This window comes from Nocardia sp. NPDC055050, from assembly GCF_053608345.1.
This window is the reverse complement of sequence record NZ_JBSGVG010000029.1, coordinates 1-17,027: the sequence shown is the minus strand read 5'-3', so window position 1 is coordinate 17,027 and position 17,027 is coordinate 1. Positions and strand designations below refer to the sequence as shown.

The window sequence follows — 17,027 nt, the reverse complement described above, 5'->3', positions numbered from 1 at the left end:
GGATCTGGATGATTGAACAGATGTCAGTGCAGAAGGTCGGCGTGGCCGCCGCAGTCGCGATCAGCGCCCTGTTAGCGGGGTGTAGTTCGCTCGCGTCGATCCCCGATGACATGCCGCCGGGGCCGGGGGTCGCGCTGCCGCTGATCGATGTCGACGCACCCGGCCGCGCGGCCGAACAGCTACGCGGCTGGGCCGACGAGCAGTCCGACGCGATCGGCATCCAACCGGTCGCGCTCGAGGCCTACGGCTACGCCGCCGCCGTGCTGGCGAAGTCGAAGCCCGAATGCGGAATCGCCTGGACCACCATCGCCGGCATCGCCAGCGTGGAGAGCGGACACGGCACCCATCGCGGTGCCGGCGTCGACGCCGACGGGACCGTGCGCCCGGCGATCATCGGCGTCGCCCTCGACGGCACCCGAGGCAACGCCGACATCCGCGACACCGACGGCGGCAGCCTCGACGGCGACACCACCTACGACCGCGCCGTCGGCCCGCTGCAGTTCATTCCCGAAACCTGGAAGCGCTGGGGTGTCGACGCCAACGGCGACGGCGTGGCCGATCCGCAGAACATCGATGACGCCGCCCTCACCGCCGCCCGCTACCTCTGCACCCGCGGCGGCGATCTGACCTCGGCCGACGGCTGGCAGCGCGCCTTGTTCGCCTACAACCAGTCGAACAAGTACATGCACGTGGTGCGCGATCGCGCCGCCATATACAGCATCGGCCGCCGCGTGTAGTTGCCCATGGCCCGGAGTGCCGGTTACTCCACACTCCGCCGAGACGATAGGCTCGGCACCGCACGGCCCTTCCCGTGATACCTACCGTGCCTTCCGTCGTAAGGAGCAGTTTTCGTGGCCATTATCGAACAGGTCGGAGCTCGCGAGATTCTGGATTCGCGCGGCAATCCCACCGTCGAGGTCGAGATCGCCCTCGACGACGGCACCCTGACCAGGGCAGACGTACCTTCCGGTGCGTCCACCGGCGAGCACGAGGCCGTCGAGCTGCGTGACGGCGGCGACCGCTACGGCGGCAAGGGTGTGACCAAGGCCGTCGAGGGTGTTCTCGACGAGATCGCGCCCGCCATCATCGGCCTCGACGCCGTGGAGCAGCGCACCGTCGACCAGGTTCTGCTGGACCTGGACGGCACCCCCGACAAGTCCCGCCTCGGCGCGAACGCCCTGCTGGGTGTGTCGCTGGCCGTGGCCCGCGGTGCCGCCGAGTCCTCGGGTCTCGAGCTGTTCCGCTACCTGGGCGGCCCGAACGCCCACGTGCTGCCGGTCCCGATGATGAACATCCTCAACGGTGGCGCGCACGCCGACACCGGCGTGGACGTGCAGGAATTCATGGTCGCCCCGATCGGCGCGCCCACCTTCCGCGAGGCACTGCGCTGGGGCACCGAGGTGTACCACTCGCTCAAGGCCGTGCTGAAGGAGAAGGGCCTGTCCACCGGCCTCGGTGACGAGGGCGGCTTCGCCCCCGACGTCGCGGGCACCGTGGAGGCGCTCGACCTGATCAGCGTCGCCATCGAGCGCGCGGGCTACAAGCTCGGCACCGATGTGGCGCTGGCGCTCGATGTGGCCGCCACCGAGTTCCACACCGAGGGCGAGGGCTACAAGTTCGAGGGCAAGATCCGTACGGCCGCCGAGATGGGCGAGTTCTACGCGGACCTGCTCACCCGGTACCCGCTGGTCTCCATCGAGGACCCGCTGTCGGAAGACGACTGGGACGGCTGGGTCGCACTGACCGACGCTATCGGCGACAAGGTGCAGCTGGTCGGCGACGACCTGTTCGTCACCAACCCCGAGCGCCTCGAAGAGGGCATCGCCAAGGGCGCGGCCAACGCGCTGCTGGTGAAGGTCAACCAGATCGGCACGCTCACCGAGACCCTCGACGCTGTCGAGCTGGCGCACCGCAACGGTTACAAGACCATGATGTCGCACCGTTCGGGCGAGACCGAGGACACCACCATCGCCGACCTCGCGGTCGCCGTCGGTTCGGGCCAGATCAAGACCGGTGCTCCCGCGCGTTCCGAGCGGGTCGCCAAGTACAACCAGCTGCTGCGCATCGAGGACGCCCTCGGTGATTCGGCACGCTACGCGGGTGACGTGGCGTTCCCGCGTTTCACCGGCGAATTCTGAAAGCAGTACAGGGGCGGTAGCGAATGACCGAGCGACGTGCGCGTGGAACCAGTCCTGGTGGACGAGGCGACAGGCGCACGTCGCGGGCCGCGCGCTCGCGCCCCCGTCTGGACACGCCGAGCCGCCCCACCGCGGCCAAACGTCCCACCCGCCGCCGCCCGGATTCGGCCACCTCGCGCAAGCCCAGCGGCAAGCTCGAGCGCAGCGAACACACCATTCTCGGTCTCTCGACCGGTAAAGCGGTGATCCTGGCGGCGGTGCTGTGCGGCCTCGCGCTGACCTTGGCCGTGCCGACGCGCACCTATTTCAGTCAGCGCGCCGAGGCCGTGGCACTGGCCAAACAGCGGACCGAGCTCGAAGCCGACCTGGCGGGCTTGCGCGATCGTCGTGCGCAACAACAGGATCCGGCCTACATCCGTTCCGAGGCGCGCGACCGCCTGCGCTTGGTGATGCCCGGCGAAACCCCCTACATCGTGCAGATTCCCGGCATCGAAGCACCAGCGCCGCCGCCGATGAGCACCCGCACCGCGGCGCCCGACCCCTGGTACACCGACCTGTGGCGCAGCATCTCCGAACCAGCCCCGGAAGGACCACGGTGACGACACCGAACGCCGACGACCTCGAGATCATCGCGAAGCAGTTGGGCCGCGAGCCTCGCGGAGTGCTCGAAGTCGCCTACCGCACCCCCGACGGCCTGCCCGCCGTGGTGAAGACCGCGCCCCGCCTGCCCGATGGCACCCCGTTCCCCACGCTCTACTACCTGACCGATCCCCGGCTCACCGCCGAGGCGAGCAGGCAGGAGTCGGCCGGGGTGATGCGCGAGATGACCGAACGCCTCGCCACCGACCCCGAACTGGCCGCCGCCTACCGTCGCGCGCACGAGAGCTACCTGGCCGAACGCAACGAGATCGAGTCCCTCGGCACCGATTTCACCGGTGGCGGCATGCCCGACCGGGTGAAGTGCCTGCACGTGCTGATCGCGCACTCCCTCGCCAAGGGGCCCGGTCTGAACCCCTTCGGTGACGAGGCCGTCGCGTTGGCCGCCGCCGCGGGCTTCCGCGGGACCGCGATCCCCGCCGACTGGCCCGCCGCACCTGACGAACAGGCATAATCGCGGGCAGTGCCCGAACGTGGGTCGAGACCTCTGGAGGACACCATGAGTGAGCGCATCGCCGCAGTCGACTGCGGCACCAACTCGATCCGCCTGCTGATCGCCGAGGTCGGGGCCGATGGCGGCCTCACCGACGTGCACCGGGAGATGCGCATCGTGCGGCTCGGTCAGGGTGTGGACGCCACCGGACGCCTCGCGCCCGAAGCCATCGAACGCACCCGCCTCGCCCTGGCCGATTACGTGGATGTGATGGTGGCGCAGGGTGTCTCACGCGTCCGCATGGTCGCCACCTCCGCCACCCGCGATGCCGCCAACCGCGACGATTTCTTCTCGATGACCCGCACCGAACTCGGCCGCGTCGTGCCCGACGCGGTCGCCGAGGTGATCACCGGCGACGAGGAAGCGCGACTGTCCTTCGCCGGTGCCGTCGGTGAATTGTCCGCTGATGCGGGACCTTTCGTCGTGGTCGACCTCGGCGGCGGCTCGACCGAACTGGTCGTCGGCGACGAGAACGGTGTCCAGGCAGCCTATTCCGCGGATATCGGCTGTGTCCGCATCACCGAACGCTGCCTGGCGGGCAACCCGCCGACCGCCGACCAGGTCGCTGCCGCACGAGAATTCGCCCAGCAGAAGCTCGATGAGGCCTTCGCGAAGGTCCCCGTCGACAAGGTGCACACCTGGGTCGGGGTGGCGGGCACGATGACCACGATCACCGCCGTGGCCCTCGATCTGCCCGAATACGACTCCGCGCGGGTGCATCTCACCCGCCTGAGCCTCGCCGAGGTGCACCAGGTGTGCGACCGCCTGATCGGCATGAACCACGACGAACGCGCCGCCCTCGGCCCGATGCATCCCGGCCGCGTCGATGTGATCGGCGGCGGCGCGGTGATCACCGAAGTACTGGCCGACGAATTGGCAGGCCGCGCGGGAGTTTCCGAACTCGTCGTCAGCGAGCACGACATCCTCGACGGTATCGCCATGTCGATCCTCGACGCACCCGCCTGACTTCCGGCTCCCCGACGAGCGCAATCGCACCGGGTTCGGGTCGGCGGGTGTGCGCGACCCGGGTCAGGTGTCCGAGGCTGCGAGCGTCTCGGCTTCGGCCCGGAGTTCGGCCGCCTCGGCGGTCCGCTCCAATGCCGTCAATCCGGCGGTCTGGGTGGTCAGCGCGGTAACGAGCGACGCCTTCAATCCCTGCCCGAGCAACTGAACCGCGACCGCCTGTTGCTTCGTCGCGGTTTTCGCCCGCGGCCGGGTGGCTTTCGCGACCAGCGCCGGAAACCGCTTGTCGAAGCGGCGGACGAGCTGACGACGCAGGTCGATCTCTTCGGCCCGTAGCTCGACGGCTTCGCGCTTACGGTGGAGTTCGTCGAGGTAGAACGCCTCCTCGTAGAGCGACTGCGCCAAGTCGAGCATCTTCGCGTGTCGCAGCGGCCCGCTGACCAGCTCGCGGCGTGCCGCCGACGATTCCGCCGCGTGCAGCAGGGCCAAATCGCTGTGGGCGCTGATCCAATAGCGGCGCGCCATCCTGGCGTGGTATTCACCGAGCTTGTCGTTGATCCCGTGCGCCCCGATCACGAACGGCGGCGGCCGGAGCCCGAGCGTGGGCCCCGAGGCATACATCGACGACCGATCGATACGCGGCGTCTGCTCCGGATGCGCCGACGCGAGCTCCTGTTCGACGTGCCGCAGCGCGGTACCGTGGGCGAGCAGCCAGCCGTCGGCCACCTCGGAGGCGACCGCCAGATAGGTCACCGCGCCGAGGAACAGCGCCCCGGCCGCGGCGACCGGCCAGGTCCACCCCGAGGGCGACAGCTTCCACACCGATATCGCCACCGCGTCCGCTACGGCGACCGATACGAAGAACCCTCCGGCGAAGCGGGTTCCGCGAGCGGACAGGGTGGCCAGTGCCATCCACACGATGCCCCGGCCGACACCCGTGAACCCGATGCCGGGTATCACCAGGACTATCAGCCAGGCTTCCTCGCCGGTCCACAACCACAGTGGCCCCGCGATCGACCAGGCGAGTAGTGCCCAGATGAACGCGGCTCCCCAGCTACCGAAATCCTCCCCATCCATGCCGCGATGTTCGCAGGTGCCGCCGACAGAAAGCTTGCCGGATTCTTGGAATCCGCCGGTTCAGCTGCCGGTGCGCTCGCGATGCCGGCACCCGGGCCAGCAGCACGGCCGCCGCTGACCTTCCTCCAGCTCCTCCTGGGTGCGCCGAATCCGCCGTGCGCGGGTCGCGTCCTGCTTGGCGTCCTCGACCCAGCAGATGAACTCGTTGCGGGCCAGCGGCGTGATGTCCTGCCAGGCGCCCAGCGCTACCGAGTTGGCGAGCAGCGCAGCACGCAGATCAGCCGGCAACTCGTGCACAACGCCCCCGGGTACCTGTCGACTGCTCATCGGTCCACGGTAGCGCGCGAGCGTTCGACCTGCGGTTATCGCGAGCTTCATCAGCGATGCTAGACAAAACAGAGCATATGTCTCATAATGAAGTCATGAGTACAACGATGTCTCATTCGGTGCGGTTCGAACTTCGCTCCGGAGACACTTGGCGCGATCCCTGGTCCATGTATTCCGCACTGCGTGATCACGACCCTGTTCACCGAGTGATCCCCGCGGGGCAGGAGGACAACGACTTCTACGTGCTGTCCCGGCATGCCGACGTGTGGACGGCGGCGCGCGACCCCGCGACCTTCTCCTCCGCGTCGGGGCTGACCGTCGACTACGTCGACCTGGTCGCCGCCGGGTTCGGCGCCGTCAAGCCGTTCGTCTTCATGGACCCGCCGGAGCACACCGATTTCCGGCGTCGGGTGTCGCCGGGATTCACTCCGCGCCAGGTGAATTCGGTCGAGCCCGCAGTGCGCAGATTCATCGTCGAACGCATCGAGAGACTGCGCGCGGCGGGCGAGGGCGACATCGTCAAGGACCTGTTCAAGCCGCTGCCCACCATGGTCGTCGCCCACTATCTCGGTGTGCCGGAACAGGATCACGAGAAGTTCGACGCGTGGACCGAGAACATCGTCGGCGGCGCGGTCGCGGGGGCCGGGCTTGCCGCGGGCGACCAGAACGCCTTCACCGCGGTGGGCGAAATGGTCGGCTATTTCAGTGAATTGATCGCCCGCCGCCGCGTCGAACCGGGCGACGACACCATCTCGCACCTGCTGGCCTCCGGTCTCGGCGCCGACGGCGACAACGAGGGCCTGGTCGCGATCCTCGGCTTCGCGTTCACGATGATCACCGGCGGCAACGACACCACCACCGGCAATCTCGGCGGTGCGGTCCAGCTGCTCACCGCCGCCCCCGACCAGCGACAGCTGCTCATCGACGATCCCTCGCTCATCCCGGACTCCATCGAGGAGTTCCTGCGGATGACCTCACCGGTGCAGGGTCTGGCACGCACCACCACCCGCGATGTCGAACTGCACGACACCATCATCCCGGAGGGCCGCCGCGTGCTGCTCCTCTACGGTTCGGGCAACCGCGACGAACGCGAATTCGGGCCCACCGCAGGCGAACTCGATATCCGCCGCGACCCCAAGCGCATCCTCAGCTTCAGTCACGGCCACCACCACTGCCTCGGCGCGGCGGCCGCCCGCATGCAGGCGCGCGTCGCGCTCGAGGAACTGCTCACCCGCTGCCCCGGCTTCACCGTCGACCTCGACGCGGTGCAGTGGTCGCAGGGCAACTACGTGCGCTGGCCGGTCTCGGTGCCGTTCCGTGCGGAGGGCACGGCATGAGCGGTCGGCGCCCGGAGGCGGTAGTCCGAGTAACCACGCAGGGCGCCCGAGCATGCCGCGGGGAAACAGCATGAGCGGTGACTGGCTGGGCGCCGATCGGGCGGACCTGGCCGCCGAACGCATCATCGACGCGGCCGCCGAACTGTTCGCCGAACACGGGGTGGCCGCGGTCGGCATGGCCGAAATCGCCAAGGCCGCCGGGTGCTCGCGCGCCACGCTGTATCGCTACTTCGACAACCGGCACGCGGTGCGTCTGGCGTTCGTGCACCGCGAGACCCGCCGCATCGTCGCCCAGCTCGGCGAGCAGTTCCGCGACATCGCCGACCCGGGCGAACGGATCATCGCCGCGATGCTCGGCGCGGTCGAAGAAGTCCGCGCCAACCCCCTGCTCATCGCATGGTTCCGGCCCGCCGACTCCGGCACGGCGGGCCGCATCAGCCAGGACTCCGACGTCATCGAATCGCTGGCCGCCACCATCTTCGCCCCCACGGACCTGACCGACCCGGAACGGAGCCGCCTGGCCCGCTGGCTCACCCGCATCATCGTCTCGCTGCTGTCGGCTCCCGGCCGCGATGCCGCCGACGAACGCGCCATGCTCGAAGAATTCGTCGCCCCGGTCATCAGCCGTACGTTCGTCGCACCGAATTAGAACGTGTTCTATATTCGAGGGAAAGTTCCGGCGATCCCTCGGGAGTCCAGATATGTACCAGTGGTCAGACGAAGACCTGATGTTCCGCGACGCTGTGCGCGGCTTCATCGCCAAGGAGGTCACCCCGCACGTCGACCAGCTGGAGAGCGGTGCGCTGCCGCCGTTCGACATCATCCGCAAGCTGTACGCCACCTTCGGGCTCGACGAGATGGCGCGCGAGGGCCTCGAGAAGGCGCTCGCCCGCGAAGAGGCGGGTACCACCGGCTCGGGTAAGCCGGGCGGCGGTTTCAGCGGCGCGGGCAGCATGGGTGTGGTTCTCAACAGTGAGCTCGCCGGCGTGAGCCTGGGTCTGGTGGCCTCCATGGGCGTGAGCCTCGGTCTCGCCGTGGGCACCATCCGCAGCCGCGGCACCCTCGCGCAGAAGAAGCGCTGGCTGCCCGAACTGGTCACCATGGCGAAGGTCGGCGCCTGGGCCATCACCGAACCCGATTCGGGCTCGGACGCGTTCGGCGGCATGAAGTCCTACGTCCGCCGCGACGGCGAGGACTACATCCTCAACGGCCGCAAGACGTTCATCACCAACGGCCCCCACGCCGACGTCACCATCGTCTACGCCAAGCTCGACGAAGAGGACGGCACCGATCGCCGCGACCGCAAGGTGCTGACGTTCGTGCTGGACAAGGGCATGCCCGGTTTCGTGCAGAGTCCCGCGTTCAAGAAGATGGGCATGAACTCCTCGCCCACGGGCGAGCTGTTCTTCGAGAACGTCCGCATCACCCCCGACCGGTTGCTCGGCGAAACCGAGAACCCGGCCAAGGGCGACGGAAAAGACAGCGCCAAGGAATCTTTCGCGGCCGAACGCATCGGCATCGCCTCCCTCGCACTGGGCATCATCAACGAATGTCACCGCCTGTGTGTGGATTACGCCAAGTCCCGCACGCTGTGGGGCAAGGAGATCGCGCAGTTCCAGCTCATCCAGCTGAAGCTGGCCGAGATGGAGATCGCGCGAATCAATGTGCAGAACATGGTGTTCAACGCCATCGAGCGCACCGCCGCGGGTGACAAGGTGACCCTCGCCGAGGCCTCGGCGATGAAGCTCTACTCCTCCCGCGCCGCCACCGAGGTCGCGATGGAGGCCGTGCAGCTGTTCGGTGGAAACGGGTACATGGCCGAGTACAAGGTCGAACAGCTGGCCCGTGATGCCAAGTCGCTGATGATCTACGCGGGCAGCAACGAAATCCAGGTCACCCACATCGCCAAGGGCCTGATCGCCGGGTAGTGCGCGGCGGCCCGCGTTCGCGGCACGCTCCGGCGTCGGAGCGTGCCGCCCGTTTAGCGGCGGTCTGTCCTGCAGTGGGGTTTATTTGCGGCTGTTCGCGCAGGTAGTCCGCTCGTATACTGACGAAGGTGCGAACCCACCGGAATGCTCTCGCCGGCGCCGTGGTGGTCGCCGCCGCGGTCGTCACCCTGGCGCCGTCGTCTTCGGCCACCCCGTCCTCCGGCGTGACCGTCGAACCGCTGGCCCAGGTCGATGTCAGCGCGTTCAGCCCCTTCGCCTCGTTGCCGAGCGCATTCACCTTCCGGCGGATCACCATCGCCCCCGGGGGCACGCTCGGGTGGCATTACCACGACGGCACTGTTCTCGCCGTGATCACCGCGGGCCAGGTGACCCGATACGAGGCGGATTGCGTACCGACGACGTACTCCGCCGGCGAGGGCCTGTCCGAGACCGTCGGCCCGGACCACGTCCATGTGGGCCGCAACCTCGGCGACCGGCCCGTCGAGCTGTACGTCGCCTATCTCAACCGCGCGAACGAACCGCTCTTCGTGGACGCCCCTGCCCCGGACTGCCCGTAGCCGCTACTCGGGGCTCAGGTGGTCAGGCACGCTCCGGCGCCGCCCGCGGCGAACGTCTCGGTGCCGCAATAGGCGGTTTCCGGGTAATACGGGCCCATCGTGGCGGCCGGGTCGGCGCCGGAGTCCTGGGACGCCTGGATCGAATTCGGATAGAACGCCGGGCTCGGGGTCATGTTCCGCAGGAACAGGACCTTGTCCACGTCGGTGCTGCCCCAGGGAATCACCGTCACGCTCGGGTCGAGGTTCGCGGGCACGTCCGCGGGTGCGGCGACCACATAGGTGTAGTAGCCGGACGCGTCGATCGCGGTCTGGAAGTCGGCCGCGCAGGCGACAACGGGGTAGGGCGAGCGCAGGTCGTTCTGGCACATCGACCAATACCGCACCTGCTGGTTCGGATCGGTAGGCGATTGTCCCGCACGGGTATTCGGGAATGTAGGGGCCTTACCGCGCACCACCAGCAGGCGTCCCGGCTGATAGCTGATCCGCGTTCCGATGTACTTGTTGTCGCCGTTCGGGAAGAGCCCGGAGGTGCTCGCCGGGTTCCCGAACGTCGCCTCCGGTGTGTTGCCGGGGAACGCGCCCGAGGCGGCCTGGGCGATCGCGCGATCGAAGGCGGCCTTGGCGGCGTCAGCGACCGGGCCGGTGTAGGTGGCCGGGTCGAAGGGCTGCGCGCACGGCTGGGCCGGAGCGTCGGAGCCCGCGATCGAGAGCTTCACATCGGGCAGCGCGACGCCGCCGCTGAGCGAAGCCGGATCGGTCGGAACATAGACACGGACGATGACGAAGCCGATCGGTGTGCTCTGCCCACTCGCGACAGCCTGGATCTCGTTGCGGCTGTGATCGGCCGGCCCGTTGACCAACGTGGCATGCCAGCGCTGCTGCGCGGCGGGCAGCGACGCGGCGGCGGCATCGACGAACGGGTTGGCGCTGCCCGGGTCGGCGACGATCTGGTCGTCGCGCAAGGTGTCCACGGTGTCGAGGTCGGTCCCGTAGGTGTTCAACGAGAAATACCGGGCGGCCGGATACGTACCGGACAACTCGATCGAGTCACCCGGTCCCAGCGTGTAGGGCATCAGCCAATACGTCGAATTCGCATCGGGGAACGCCACATTCAGCACGGTGCTGTTGGACATGAACCGCCACGCGCACAGCGGCGAGTCCGGCGGGTCCGCGGAGGCGGGCGCGGCGAACCCCACCGCGGCCAGCACCGTTGCCACCACACAACCGACGCGAACGATCAAAGCCCCAACCGAATGCATGACGATCCCCTCGCTGCGCTCGAACTGGCGAACTGTCGAAGAATCTCGCGCGTCCACGTCACCGTGGTCGGCTCGCGATCACCGTAGTGCACTGCATGGCAGCGAACGCCCACGGGCTACTCGTATCCCCAACTCACGTCCTATCCAGGCGCGGCCGTCGGCGTCTGGTATTCGCCGTTTACGGGGCCTGCCGTGGTTCCGGCATCGCGCACGCCAGCCCGTCGGCCATCCCGGTCGGCTGCACACCGAGACCTTGGTTGAGCCGAGCCCGCTGGTTCTCCCACGCGATGCTCGCCGCCAACTCGGCCAGCTGTGCCTTCGACAGGTGAGTGAGCAGAGTTGCGCGCAATTCCTCGATATCGACCGCCGGTGTCACCGTCATCGCCTCCGCGAACGCGATCACCAGCTTCTCCAGCTCGGTGTAGGCATCACTGGTCCGATACCGAGGCAGATCGACGAGCTGCTGCTCGGTCAGCCCCGCCGTATGCGCCAGCGCGGACCCGATATCGAGACAGAACTGACAGGCCACCAGCCCCGCCGTCTTGAGCTCGGCCAACTCCTTGAGCCGAGGATCGAGCTTGTTGCTGAACAACAACGCCGTCTCATAGGTCAGCGTCGCCGCCGCGATCTGCGGCCGCCGCCCGAGCCACCCCACCAGATCCCCCCGATGACGCCGAGCCTGCCCCAGCACCTTGACGTATCCCCGAACCCGCGTGACCACCCGCATCGATAACACCCCTTCGTGCCGACGATTTCCCTGCAAATGAACCTACGCCGGGACCCCACCGAACCCCAGGGTGATCCTCCTCGCTTCCAGGGGGAGAGGGGCGAAACGCCCACCGAAAGACGCCGCGACCCAGCGCCATGGGTCATGCTGAGTGCCCCCACAGGGACTCGAACCCTGACTGTGCGGATTTTAAGTCCGCTGCCTCTGCCAATTGGGCTATAGGGGCGTCCCGGATAGCGTAGCGAATCGTACGGGTGTACCGGAATCCTGTTGGTCGACAAGGTCGGCCCGGCGTGTCGGAACAGACCACGCCGGGACCGATCATGTCATCGAAGGGGCTGGTCAGTCGTCACTCGCGGCCTTTTTGCCGAGGACCGAGTGGCGGCGGCCGTAGGCGAAGTAGACGGCGAAGCCGATGGCCATCCAGATCACGAAGCGCAGCCAGGTTTCCACCGAGAGGTTCACCATCAGCCACAGGCAGGCCGCGACCGCCAGGATGGGGATGAGGGGGACCAGGGGGACCCGGAAGCCGCGGGGCAGGTCGGGGCGGGTGCGGCGCAGGATGATGACGCCGACCGAGACCAGGACGAAGGCGAACAGCGTGCCGATGTTCACCATTTCTTCCAGCGTGCCGAAGTCGACGAAACCGGCCAGCACGCAGCAGATCACGCCGACGATGGCGGTGAGCCGCACCGGCGTGCCGCGCTTGCCGGTGTGGGCCAGCCCGCGGGGCAGCAGACCGTCGCGCGACATCGCGAACAGCACGCGGGTCTGTCCGAGGAACAGCACCATCACCACGGTGGTGAGGCCGGCCAGGGCGCCGATGGAGATGACGTTCTTGGCCCAGTCCACGCCGTGGATCTGGAATGCCGTTGCCAGCGTGGCGTTCTCACCGGACAGCTCGGTGTAGGGCACCATGCCGGTGAGCACCAGCGTTACCGCCACGTAGAGCACGGTGACGATCAGCAGCGAACCGAGAATGCCGCGCGGCACCGCCTTCTGCGGGTTCTTGGTCTCCTCGGCGGCGGTCGCCACCACGTCGAAGCCGATGAACGCGAAGAACACGATGCTGGCCGCGGCGAGCAGGCCGTACCAGCCGAAGTTGGTGTCACCCGCGCCGGTGATGAACTGGAACAGCGTCTGGTGCAGTCCGCTGGCGCTTTCCTCGGCGGGCTGCGACGGCGGGATGTACGGGCTCAGGTTGGACGCCTTGAAATAGGTGATACCGAGCACGAGCACCAGCGCGATGACGGCGAGCTTGATCGCCACCGCGACGGCCGACACCCGTGAGGACACCTTGGTGCCGACGGCGAGCAGCACGCCGAGTACGGCGAGCAGTAACACCGCGCCCCAGTCGAAGGTGATCGACCCCAGTTGCACAGTGGCGGAATCGAATCCGAATACCGTGCCGAGATATTGCGACCAGCCTTTCGCGACCACCGACGCGGCGAGCGCGAATTCCAAGATCAGGTCCCAGCCGATGATCCACGCCACCAATTCACCGAAAGTGGCATAGGAATAGGTGTAGGCGCTACCGGCCACCGGCACGGTCGACGCGAATTCCGCATAACAGACCGCGGTGAGCCCACACGCGATCGCCGCGAAAACGAATGCCAGTGACACCGACGGCCCGGCCACATTGCCCGCGGTGCGTGCGGTCAGGGTGAAGATGCCCGCGCCGACGACGACGGCGACACCGAAGACCGTGAGATCCCAGGCCGTCAGATCTTTGCGGAGTTTGGAATCGGGATCGTCGGTGTCGAGAATCGACTGCTCGACGGATTTGGTGCGGAACAACCCGCTCCCTCGGCCGGGCGATCGGCCCACGCCTGGAGCGTCTTGCGGTGTCGGCACGGTATTTCTCCTTCTTCTCACGAACGTAATCGGGGATTACCCGTAACCAGGTCAGTGCACGCCCTGCATGCGGCGCTTGATCCAGGGCGCGCACGCGATGACGACGAGACCGGCCACGATGGCCGCGGCACCGCTGAACCCGAAGTAGGCGGTTTCGCTCTCGGGGCTGTAGAAGCGGGCCAGCGTGCCCGCCATCGATGTGCCGATACCGACGGAGAAGAAGTACAGGGCCATCATCTGCGAGCGGAACGCGGCGGGCGCGAGATGCGTGGTGACCGCGAGGCCGATCGGTGAGAGCAGCAATTCCGAGACCGCGAAGCCGCCGAGGATCACGAAGACGGCGAGCACCGGCACGGTCTTGCCGTCGAAACCGCTGAGCAGCGCGAACAACCAGAACGCGATGCCCATCCCGATGACGCCGAGCGCGAACTTGATCGGCGTGCTCGGCGCGCGATTGCCGAGCTTGGTCCACATCAGCGCGAACAGCGGCGAGAGCGCGATGATCCACACCGGCTCGACCGAACCGATCCAGCTGGCCGGCGCCTCCCAGCCGAAGATCCGCCAGTCGACGCGCTCGTCGGAATACACCGCGAGCATGGTGAACATCTGCTGGAACAGCGACCAGAACACCGCGTTGGCGAGGAACAGCGGGATGAACGCGACCACCCGTGTTCGTTCGACCTGGGTCACCTTGGCGCTGCGCAGCATCACCGCGAAGTAGACGACCGAAGCGGCCACGATGACGCCGGTGGTGACGTCGGAGAGATTCTCGAGGGTGATCAGCTTCGTCAGTACGGCGACCAGCACCGCGACCGCGGCGACGGCGACGCCGATCAGCACCGGGGTCAGTTCGCGGCGGGTGATGGGATTGGGCACCTCGCGCCCGTGGGTGCCGAGATTGCGGCGGAAGATCACGTACTGGGCCAGGCCGAGCGCCATGCCGATGGCCGCCGCGCCGAAGGCGACGTGGAAACCCCACTCGCGCTGCAACAGGCCGGTCAGCAGCGGGCCGCAGAACGCGCCGATGTTGATGCCCAGATAGAACAGCGTGAACCCGCCGTCGACTCGCGCGTCCGTCGGCGCGTAGAGAGTGCCGAGCAACGACGACGCGTTCGCCTTCAACCCGCCACTGCCCAGCGCGACCAGCACCAGACCCACGCCGACACCGGTGAGCCCGGGCAACACCGCCAGCGCGAGATGCCCGGCCACGACCACGACACCGCCGTAGAAGACCGTTCGCTCCATCCCCAGCACCCGGTCGGCAATCCAGCCGCCGAGCACGGTGGACAGGTATACCAAGCCGCCGTACGCGCCGACGATGCCGAGCGCGGTGCTCTGTGCGATCCCGAGGCCGCCCTCGGTGGTGGAGTAGTAGAGGTAGTAGCCCAGGATGGTGAGCATGCCGTAGAAGGAGAAACGCTCCCACAGCTCGACGCCGAACAGGTTGGTCAAACCGATGGGGTGACCGAACAGGGTGCGTTCGGCCGCCGTGTCGGCGGGGCTCGGCGGGTCGCCGAGCCGTGTTTCTTCCGTGGACATAAGGGAACGATCCCACGCCGAAACGGCGGACAGCAATTTTCCCGCATCGTCGCGGGTTCGGCGTGCCGTGCCCGCCGGGCCGGTGCGAACACGTCCGGCGGCGGACCCCGGCACCAATTAGGCTGTGGTGACCGGACTCCCGCGACGGACGAGGAAATCAGACGTGCTGACAGCCCAGGTGACCGTGCCCGTGCGGCCGGAGCGGGCGTTCGCGACCCTGGCCGACGGCTGGCTCTACGCGAGCTGGGTGGTCGGCGCCTCGCACATCGGCGAGGTCGACCCCGGCTGGCCCGCCATCGGCAGCCGCATCCACTACCGATTCGGGCTGTGGCCGGTGCTGATCAGCGATACGACAGTGGTGCGGGCGATCGACCCGCCGCACCGGCTGGAGTTGGAGGCGCGGCTGTGGTCGGTCGGCTCGGCATGGATCACGCTCACGCTCGACGAACAATCCCCGGGGTACACCACGATCCGGATGGTCGAACGCGCCGCCCGCGGACCCGCGCAGTTGATCCCCGGCATGGCGCAAGATCTGCTCTTCTCGGCACGTAACCAGGAATCGCTGGATCGGTTGGCCGCTTTGATTCGTGCTCGTTCGCAGAATGAATGACTCGCAGGAATTCCGACCGGTTCGTATTTCTCGATAGCGAGTATTTCGCGCTGCAATAGTTTTGTGGAATTCGCTGTCCTGATGTTCTGTCTGCGCATGTGGATTAGTCTCTAGCCCACTATCGAAATGCATAGGGTAGATCAGGGGAACGCGTGTGCTTCATATCGAGCACTTCAACAATGGCTGGATGAATCCGGTACTGGCCTTCGGCCTGTCGTTCATCGGTTCGGTATTGGGGCTACGGTGCGCGGTGCACGCCAAAGCGTCGTCCGCACCGCTCGGGTGGCTCATCGCCGCGTCGGTCGCGCTGGGCGGAGCCGCCATCTGGGTCATGCACTTCACCGCCATGCTCGGATTCGGCATCGACGGTGCGGCCATCCGTTACGACGTGCCGTTGACGCTGCTCAGCGCGGTGATCGCGATCGTGGTGGTGCTGATCGGGCTCACCATCGTCACCGGGGGCGGCAACGAGTGGGTGGCGCTGCCGATGGGTGGCGCCATCACCGGGCTCGGGGTGGCTGCCATGCACTATCTGGGGATGTGGGCGATGCGCACCCAGGCTGTCATCGAATACGAGCCGGCGCTGATGGCGTTGTCGCTCGTGATCGCGGTGGTAGCGGCCACGGCGGCGCTGTGGTTCATGCTGCACGTGCGTGGCCTGCTGATGACGGCGGGCGCCGCGCTGGTCATGGGAATCGCGGTGTGCGGCATGCACTACACGGCGATGGCGGCGATGCGCGTGCACCACGGTGAATCGATGACCGTGGTGGACGGTGTCACGCCGGTGCAATTGCTGCTGCCGTTGATCGCGACGGTGTCGCTGGTGGTCACCGGATTGGTGATCGTGGTCGGGCTGGCCGAAGTGGAAGCCGGCGACAGCCGGTCGGAATTCACGCCGGTGCGACCGAGCGCGGGTGGCATGTACAGCACCGATCCGGCCACGCTCTCCGACAGCGGAAAACACTGGCCGCGTCAGCCGGAGTGACCGCCGTGGCCGAGTATTCGGCCACGGCGGCATCCATCAGCTCGGCTGAGGTAGGTCGCAATCATCGACCTTCGGATTGGCGCCCACATAGTTCAGGGGGCCCGCGATGATCGTCACCGCGATGGTGCCGAGGGTCGCGCAGTTCTGATCGCGTTCGGTGTAGTAGCCGCGTTGGCCCGCGGCCAGGATTCCGATCAGCAACCACACCAGCACAACGATCGAAATGATGCGTGATCTACTGCCTGCCATGACTGGTCCTCTGGTTCGACGGATTCTGCGCATGGTCAGTAGTAGTGCCGACGGCCGCCGATAACACGCCCGGTGCTACCGACCAATGCCAGGACGAGACCGACCACGAGCAGGATGACTCCCACCGTGCTGAGGAGGGGGATGCCGAAAACGAGTCCAGCAATGAGAAGAATTGCGCCGAGAATAATCATCAGATCTCACCTTGTTCGGTGTCGGGACTGTGGAATGCCGGCAGGCACCCACAATGGCCGCATGCCCGGTTTTCCCGATTCGAAACAGGCTGTGCCCCAAGCGACCGGGGCACCG

General features: G+C 67.3%; 19 protein-coding genes and 1 tRNA gene. 11 read left to right on the top strand and 9 right to left on the bottom strand.

Going from position 1 to position 17,027, the window contains the following annotated elements:
• Positions 1-20 precede the first annotated feature (20 nt).
• The 5 genes from ACWGCN_RS25545 to ACWGCN_RS25525 all read left to right on the top strand — a co-directional run bounded on the left by ACWGCN_RS25545 (position 21) and on the right by ACWGCN_RS25525 (position 4,254).
• Positions 21-737, top strand: a complete 717-nt coding sequence (locus ACWGCN_RS25545) for a lytic transglycosylase domain-containing protein (RefSeq protein ID WP_378993148.1) — start codon at positions 21-23, stop codon at positions 735-737.
• Positions 738-851: 114 nt separating this feature from the next.
• Positions 852-2,138, top strand: a complete 1,287-nt coding sequence (gene eno, locus ACWGCN_RS25540; protein WP_378993146.1) for a phosphopyruvate hydratase — start codon at positions 852-854, stop codon at positions 2,136-2,138.
• A gap of 23 nt (positions 2,139-2,161) precedes the next feature.
• The gene (locus ACWGCN_RS25535; protein ID WP_378636108.1) at positions 2,162-2,737 is read left to right on the top strand and encodes an FtsB family cell division protein; all 576 of its coding nucleotides are present in this window, start codon (positions 2,162-2,164) and stop codon (positions 2,735-2,737) included.
• A complete protein-coding gene (locus tag ACWGCN_RS25530; protein ID WP_378636110.1) occupies positions 2,734-3,249 on the top strand; it encodes a DUF501 domain-containing protein in 516 nt (171 codons plus the stop codon). The genes ACWGCN_RS25535 and ACWGCN_RS25530 overlap by 4 nt, the downstream gene beginning before the upstream one ends.
• Positions 3,250-3,294: 45 nt before the next feature.
• Positions 3,295-4,254 (top strand): Ppx/GppA phosphatase family protein, encoded by a 960-nt coding sequence (locus tag ACWGCN_RS25525; RefSeq protein WP_378993144.1) that lies wholly within the window; start codon positions 3,295-3,297, stop codon positions 4,252-4,254.
• A 63-nt stretch (positions 4,255-4,317) separates the two neighbouring features.
• On the opposite strand, the gene ACWGCN_RS25520 is transcribed toward ACWGCN_RS25525, so the two are convergent.
• Positions 4,318-5,328, bottom strand: a complete 1,011-nt coding sequence (locus ACWGCN_RS25520; protein WP_452458866.1) for a hypothetical protein — start codon at positions 5,326-5,328, stop codon at positions 4,318-4,320.
• 60 nt (positions 5,329-5,388) lie between these two features.
• On the bottom strand, positions 5,389-5,655 hold the full coding sequence (locus tag ACWGCN_RS25515; RefSeq protein WP_449970463.1) for a YdeI/OmpD-associated family protein: 267 nt from the start codon (positions 5,653-5,655) through the stop codon (positions 5,389-5,391).
• 95 nt (positions 5,656-5,750) lie between these two features.
• On the opposite strand from ACWGCN_RS25515, the gene ACWGCN_RS25510 reads away from it, so the two are divergent.
• The 4 genes from ACWGCN_RS25510 to ACWGCN_RS25495 all read left to right on the top strand — a co-directional run bounded on the left by ACWGCN_RS25510 (position 5,751) and on the right by ACWGCN_RS25495 (position 9,498).
• Complete coding sequence (locus ACWGCN_RS25510) at positions 5,751-6,992, top strand: cytochrome P450 (RefSeq protein ID WP_452458867.1); 1,242 nt, start codon at positions 5,751-5,753, stop codon at positions 6,990-6,992.
• Between the two features lie 70 nt (positions 6,993-7,062).
• Positions 7,063-7,641 carry a TetR/AcrR family transcriptional regulator gene (locus ACWGCN_RS25505; protein WP_452453374.1) on the top strand — a complete coding sequence of 193 codons (579 nt, stop codon included), beginning with the start codon at positions 7,063-7,065 and terminating at the stop codon, positions 7,639-7,641.
• A gap of 52 nt (positions 7,642-7,693) precedes the next feature.
• Entirely contained in the window at positions 7,694-8,920 is a 1,227-nt protein-coding gene (locus tag ACWGCN_RS25500) for an acyl-CoA dehydrogenase family protein (RefSeq protein ID WP_387445847.1), read from the top strand.
• 128 nt (positions 8,921-9,048) lie between these two features.
• Positions 9,049-9,498, top strand: coding sequence for a cupin domain-containing protein (locus ACWGCN_RS25495; protein WP_452460130.1), 450 nt, complete (start codon positions 9,049-9,051; stop codon positions 9,496-9,498).
• 14 nt (positions 9,499-9,512) lie between these two features.
• Here ACWGCN_RS25495 and ACWGCN_RS25490 read toward each other — a convergent pair whose 3' ends face one another.
• From ACWGCN_RS25490 to ACWGCN_RS25470, 5 genes are all read right to left on the bottom strand, one after another.
• Positions 9,513-10,757, bottom strand: a complete 1,245-nt coding sequence (locus tag ACWGCN_RS25490; protein WP_452460131.1) for a hypothetical protein — start codon at positions 10,755-10,757, stop codon at positions 9,513-9,515.
• Positions 10,758-10,935: 178 nt separating this feature from the next.
• Complete coding sequence (locus ACWGCN_RS25485; RefSeq protein WP_452460132.1) at positions 10,936-11,484, bottom strand: carboxymuconolactone decarboxylase family protein; 549 nt, start codon at positions 11,482-11,484, stop codon at positions 10,936-10,938.
• A gap of 152 nt (positions 11,485-11,636) precedes the next feature.
• A tRNA-Leu gene (locus ACWGCN_RS25480) sits at positions 11,637-11,710 on the bottom strand.
• Between the two features lie 116 nt (positions 11,711-11,826).
• Positions 11,827-13,338, bottom strand: a complete 1,512-nt coding sequence (locus tag ACWGCN_RS25475) for an APC family permease (RefSeq protein ID WP_379314947.1) — start codon at positions 13,336-13,338, stop codon at positions 11,827-11,829.
• A 51-nt stretch (positions 13,339-13,389) separates the two neighbouring features.
• Positions 13,390-14,877: a peptide MFS transporter gene (locus ACWGCN_RS25470; RefSeq protein ID WP_379314948.1), complete on the bottom strand. Its 1,488-nt coding sequence runs from the start codon at positions 14,875-14,877 to the stop codon at positions 13,390-13,392.
• A 163-nt stretch (positions 14,878-15,040) separates the two neighbouring features.
• Between ACWGCN_RS25470 and ACWGCN_RS25465 the strand changes: the two genes are divergently transcribed.
• Together ACWGCN_RS25465 and ACWGCN_RS25460 are read left to right on the top strand one after the other, a co-directional pair.
• Complete coding sequence (locus ACWGCN_RS25465; RefSeq protein WP_452460133.1) at positions 15,041-15,487, top strand: SRPBCC family protein; 447 nt, start codon at positions 15,041-15,043, stop codon at positions 15,485-15,487.
• 187 nt (positions 15,488-15,674) lie between these two features.
• Complete coding sequence (locus ACWGCN_RS25460) at positions 15,675-16,472, top strand: MHYT domain-containing protein (protein WP_452460134.1); 798 nt, start codon at positions 15,675-15,677, stop codon at positions 16,470-16,472.
• A gap of 36 nt (positions 16,473-16,508) precedes the next feature.
• Here ACWGCN_RS25460 and ACWGCN_RS25455 read toward each other — a convergent pair whose 3' ends face one another.
• On the bottom strand, positions 16,509-16,721 hold the full coding sequence (locus tag ACWGCN_RS25455; RefSeq protein ID WP_378993115.1) for a hypothetical protein: 213 nt from the start codon (positions 16,719-16,721) through the stop codon (positions 16,509-16,511).
• A gap of 35 nt (positions 16,722-16,756) precedes the next feature.
• Positions 16,757-16,912: a DUF6131 family protein gene (locus ACWGCN_RS25450; protein WP_378993113.1), complete on the bottom strand. Its 156-nt coding sequence runs from the start codon at positions 16,910-16,912 to the stop codon at positions 16,757-16,759.
• Positions 16,913-17,027: the final 115 nt, after the last annotated feature.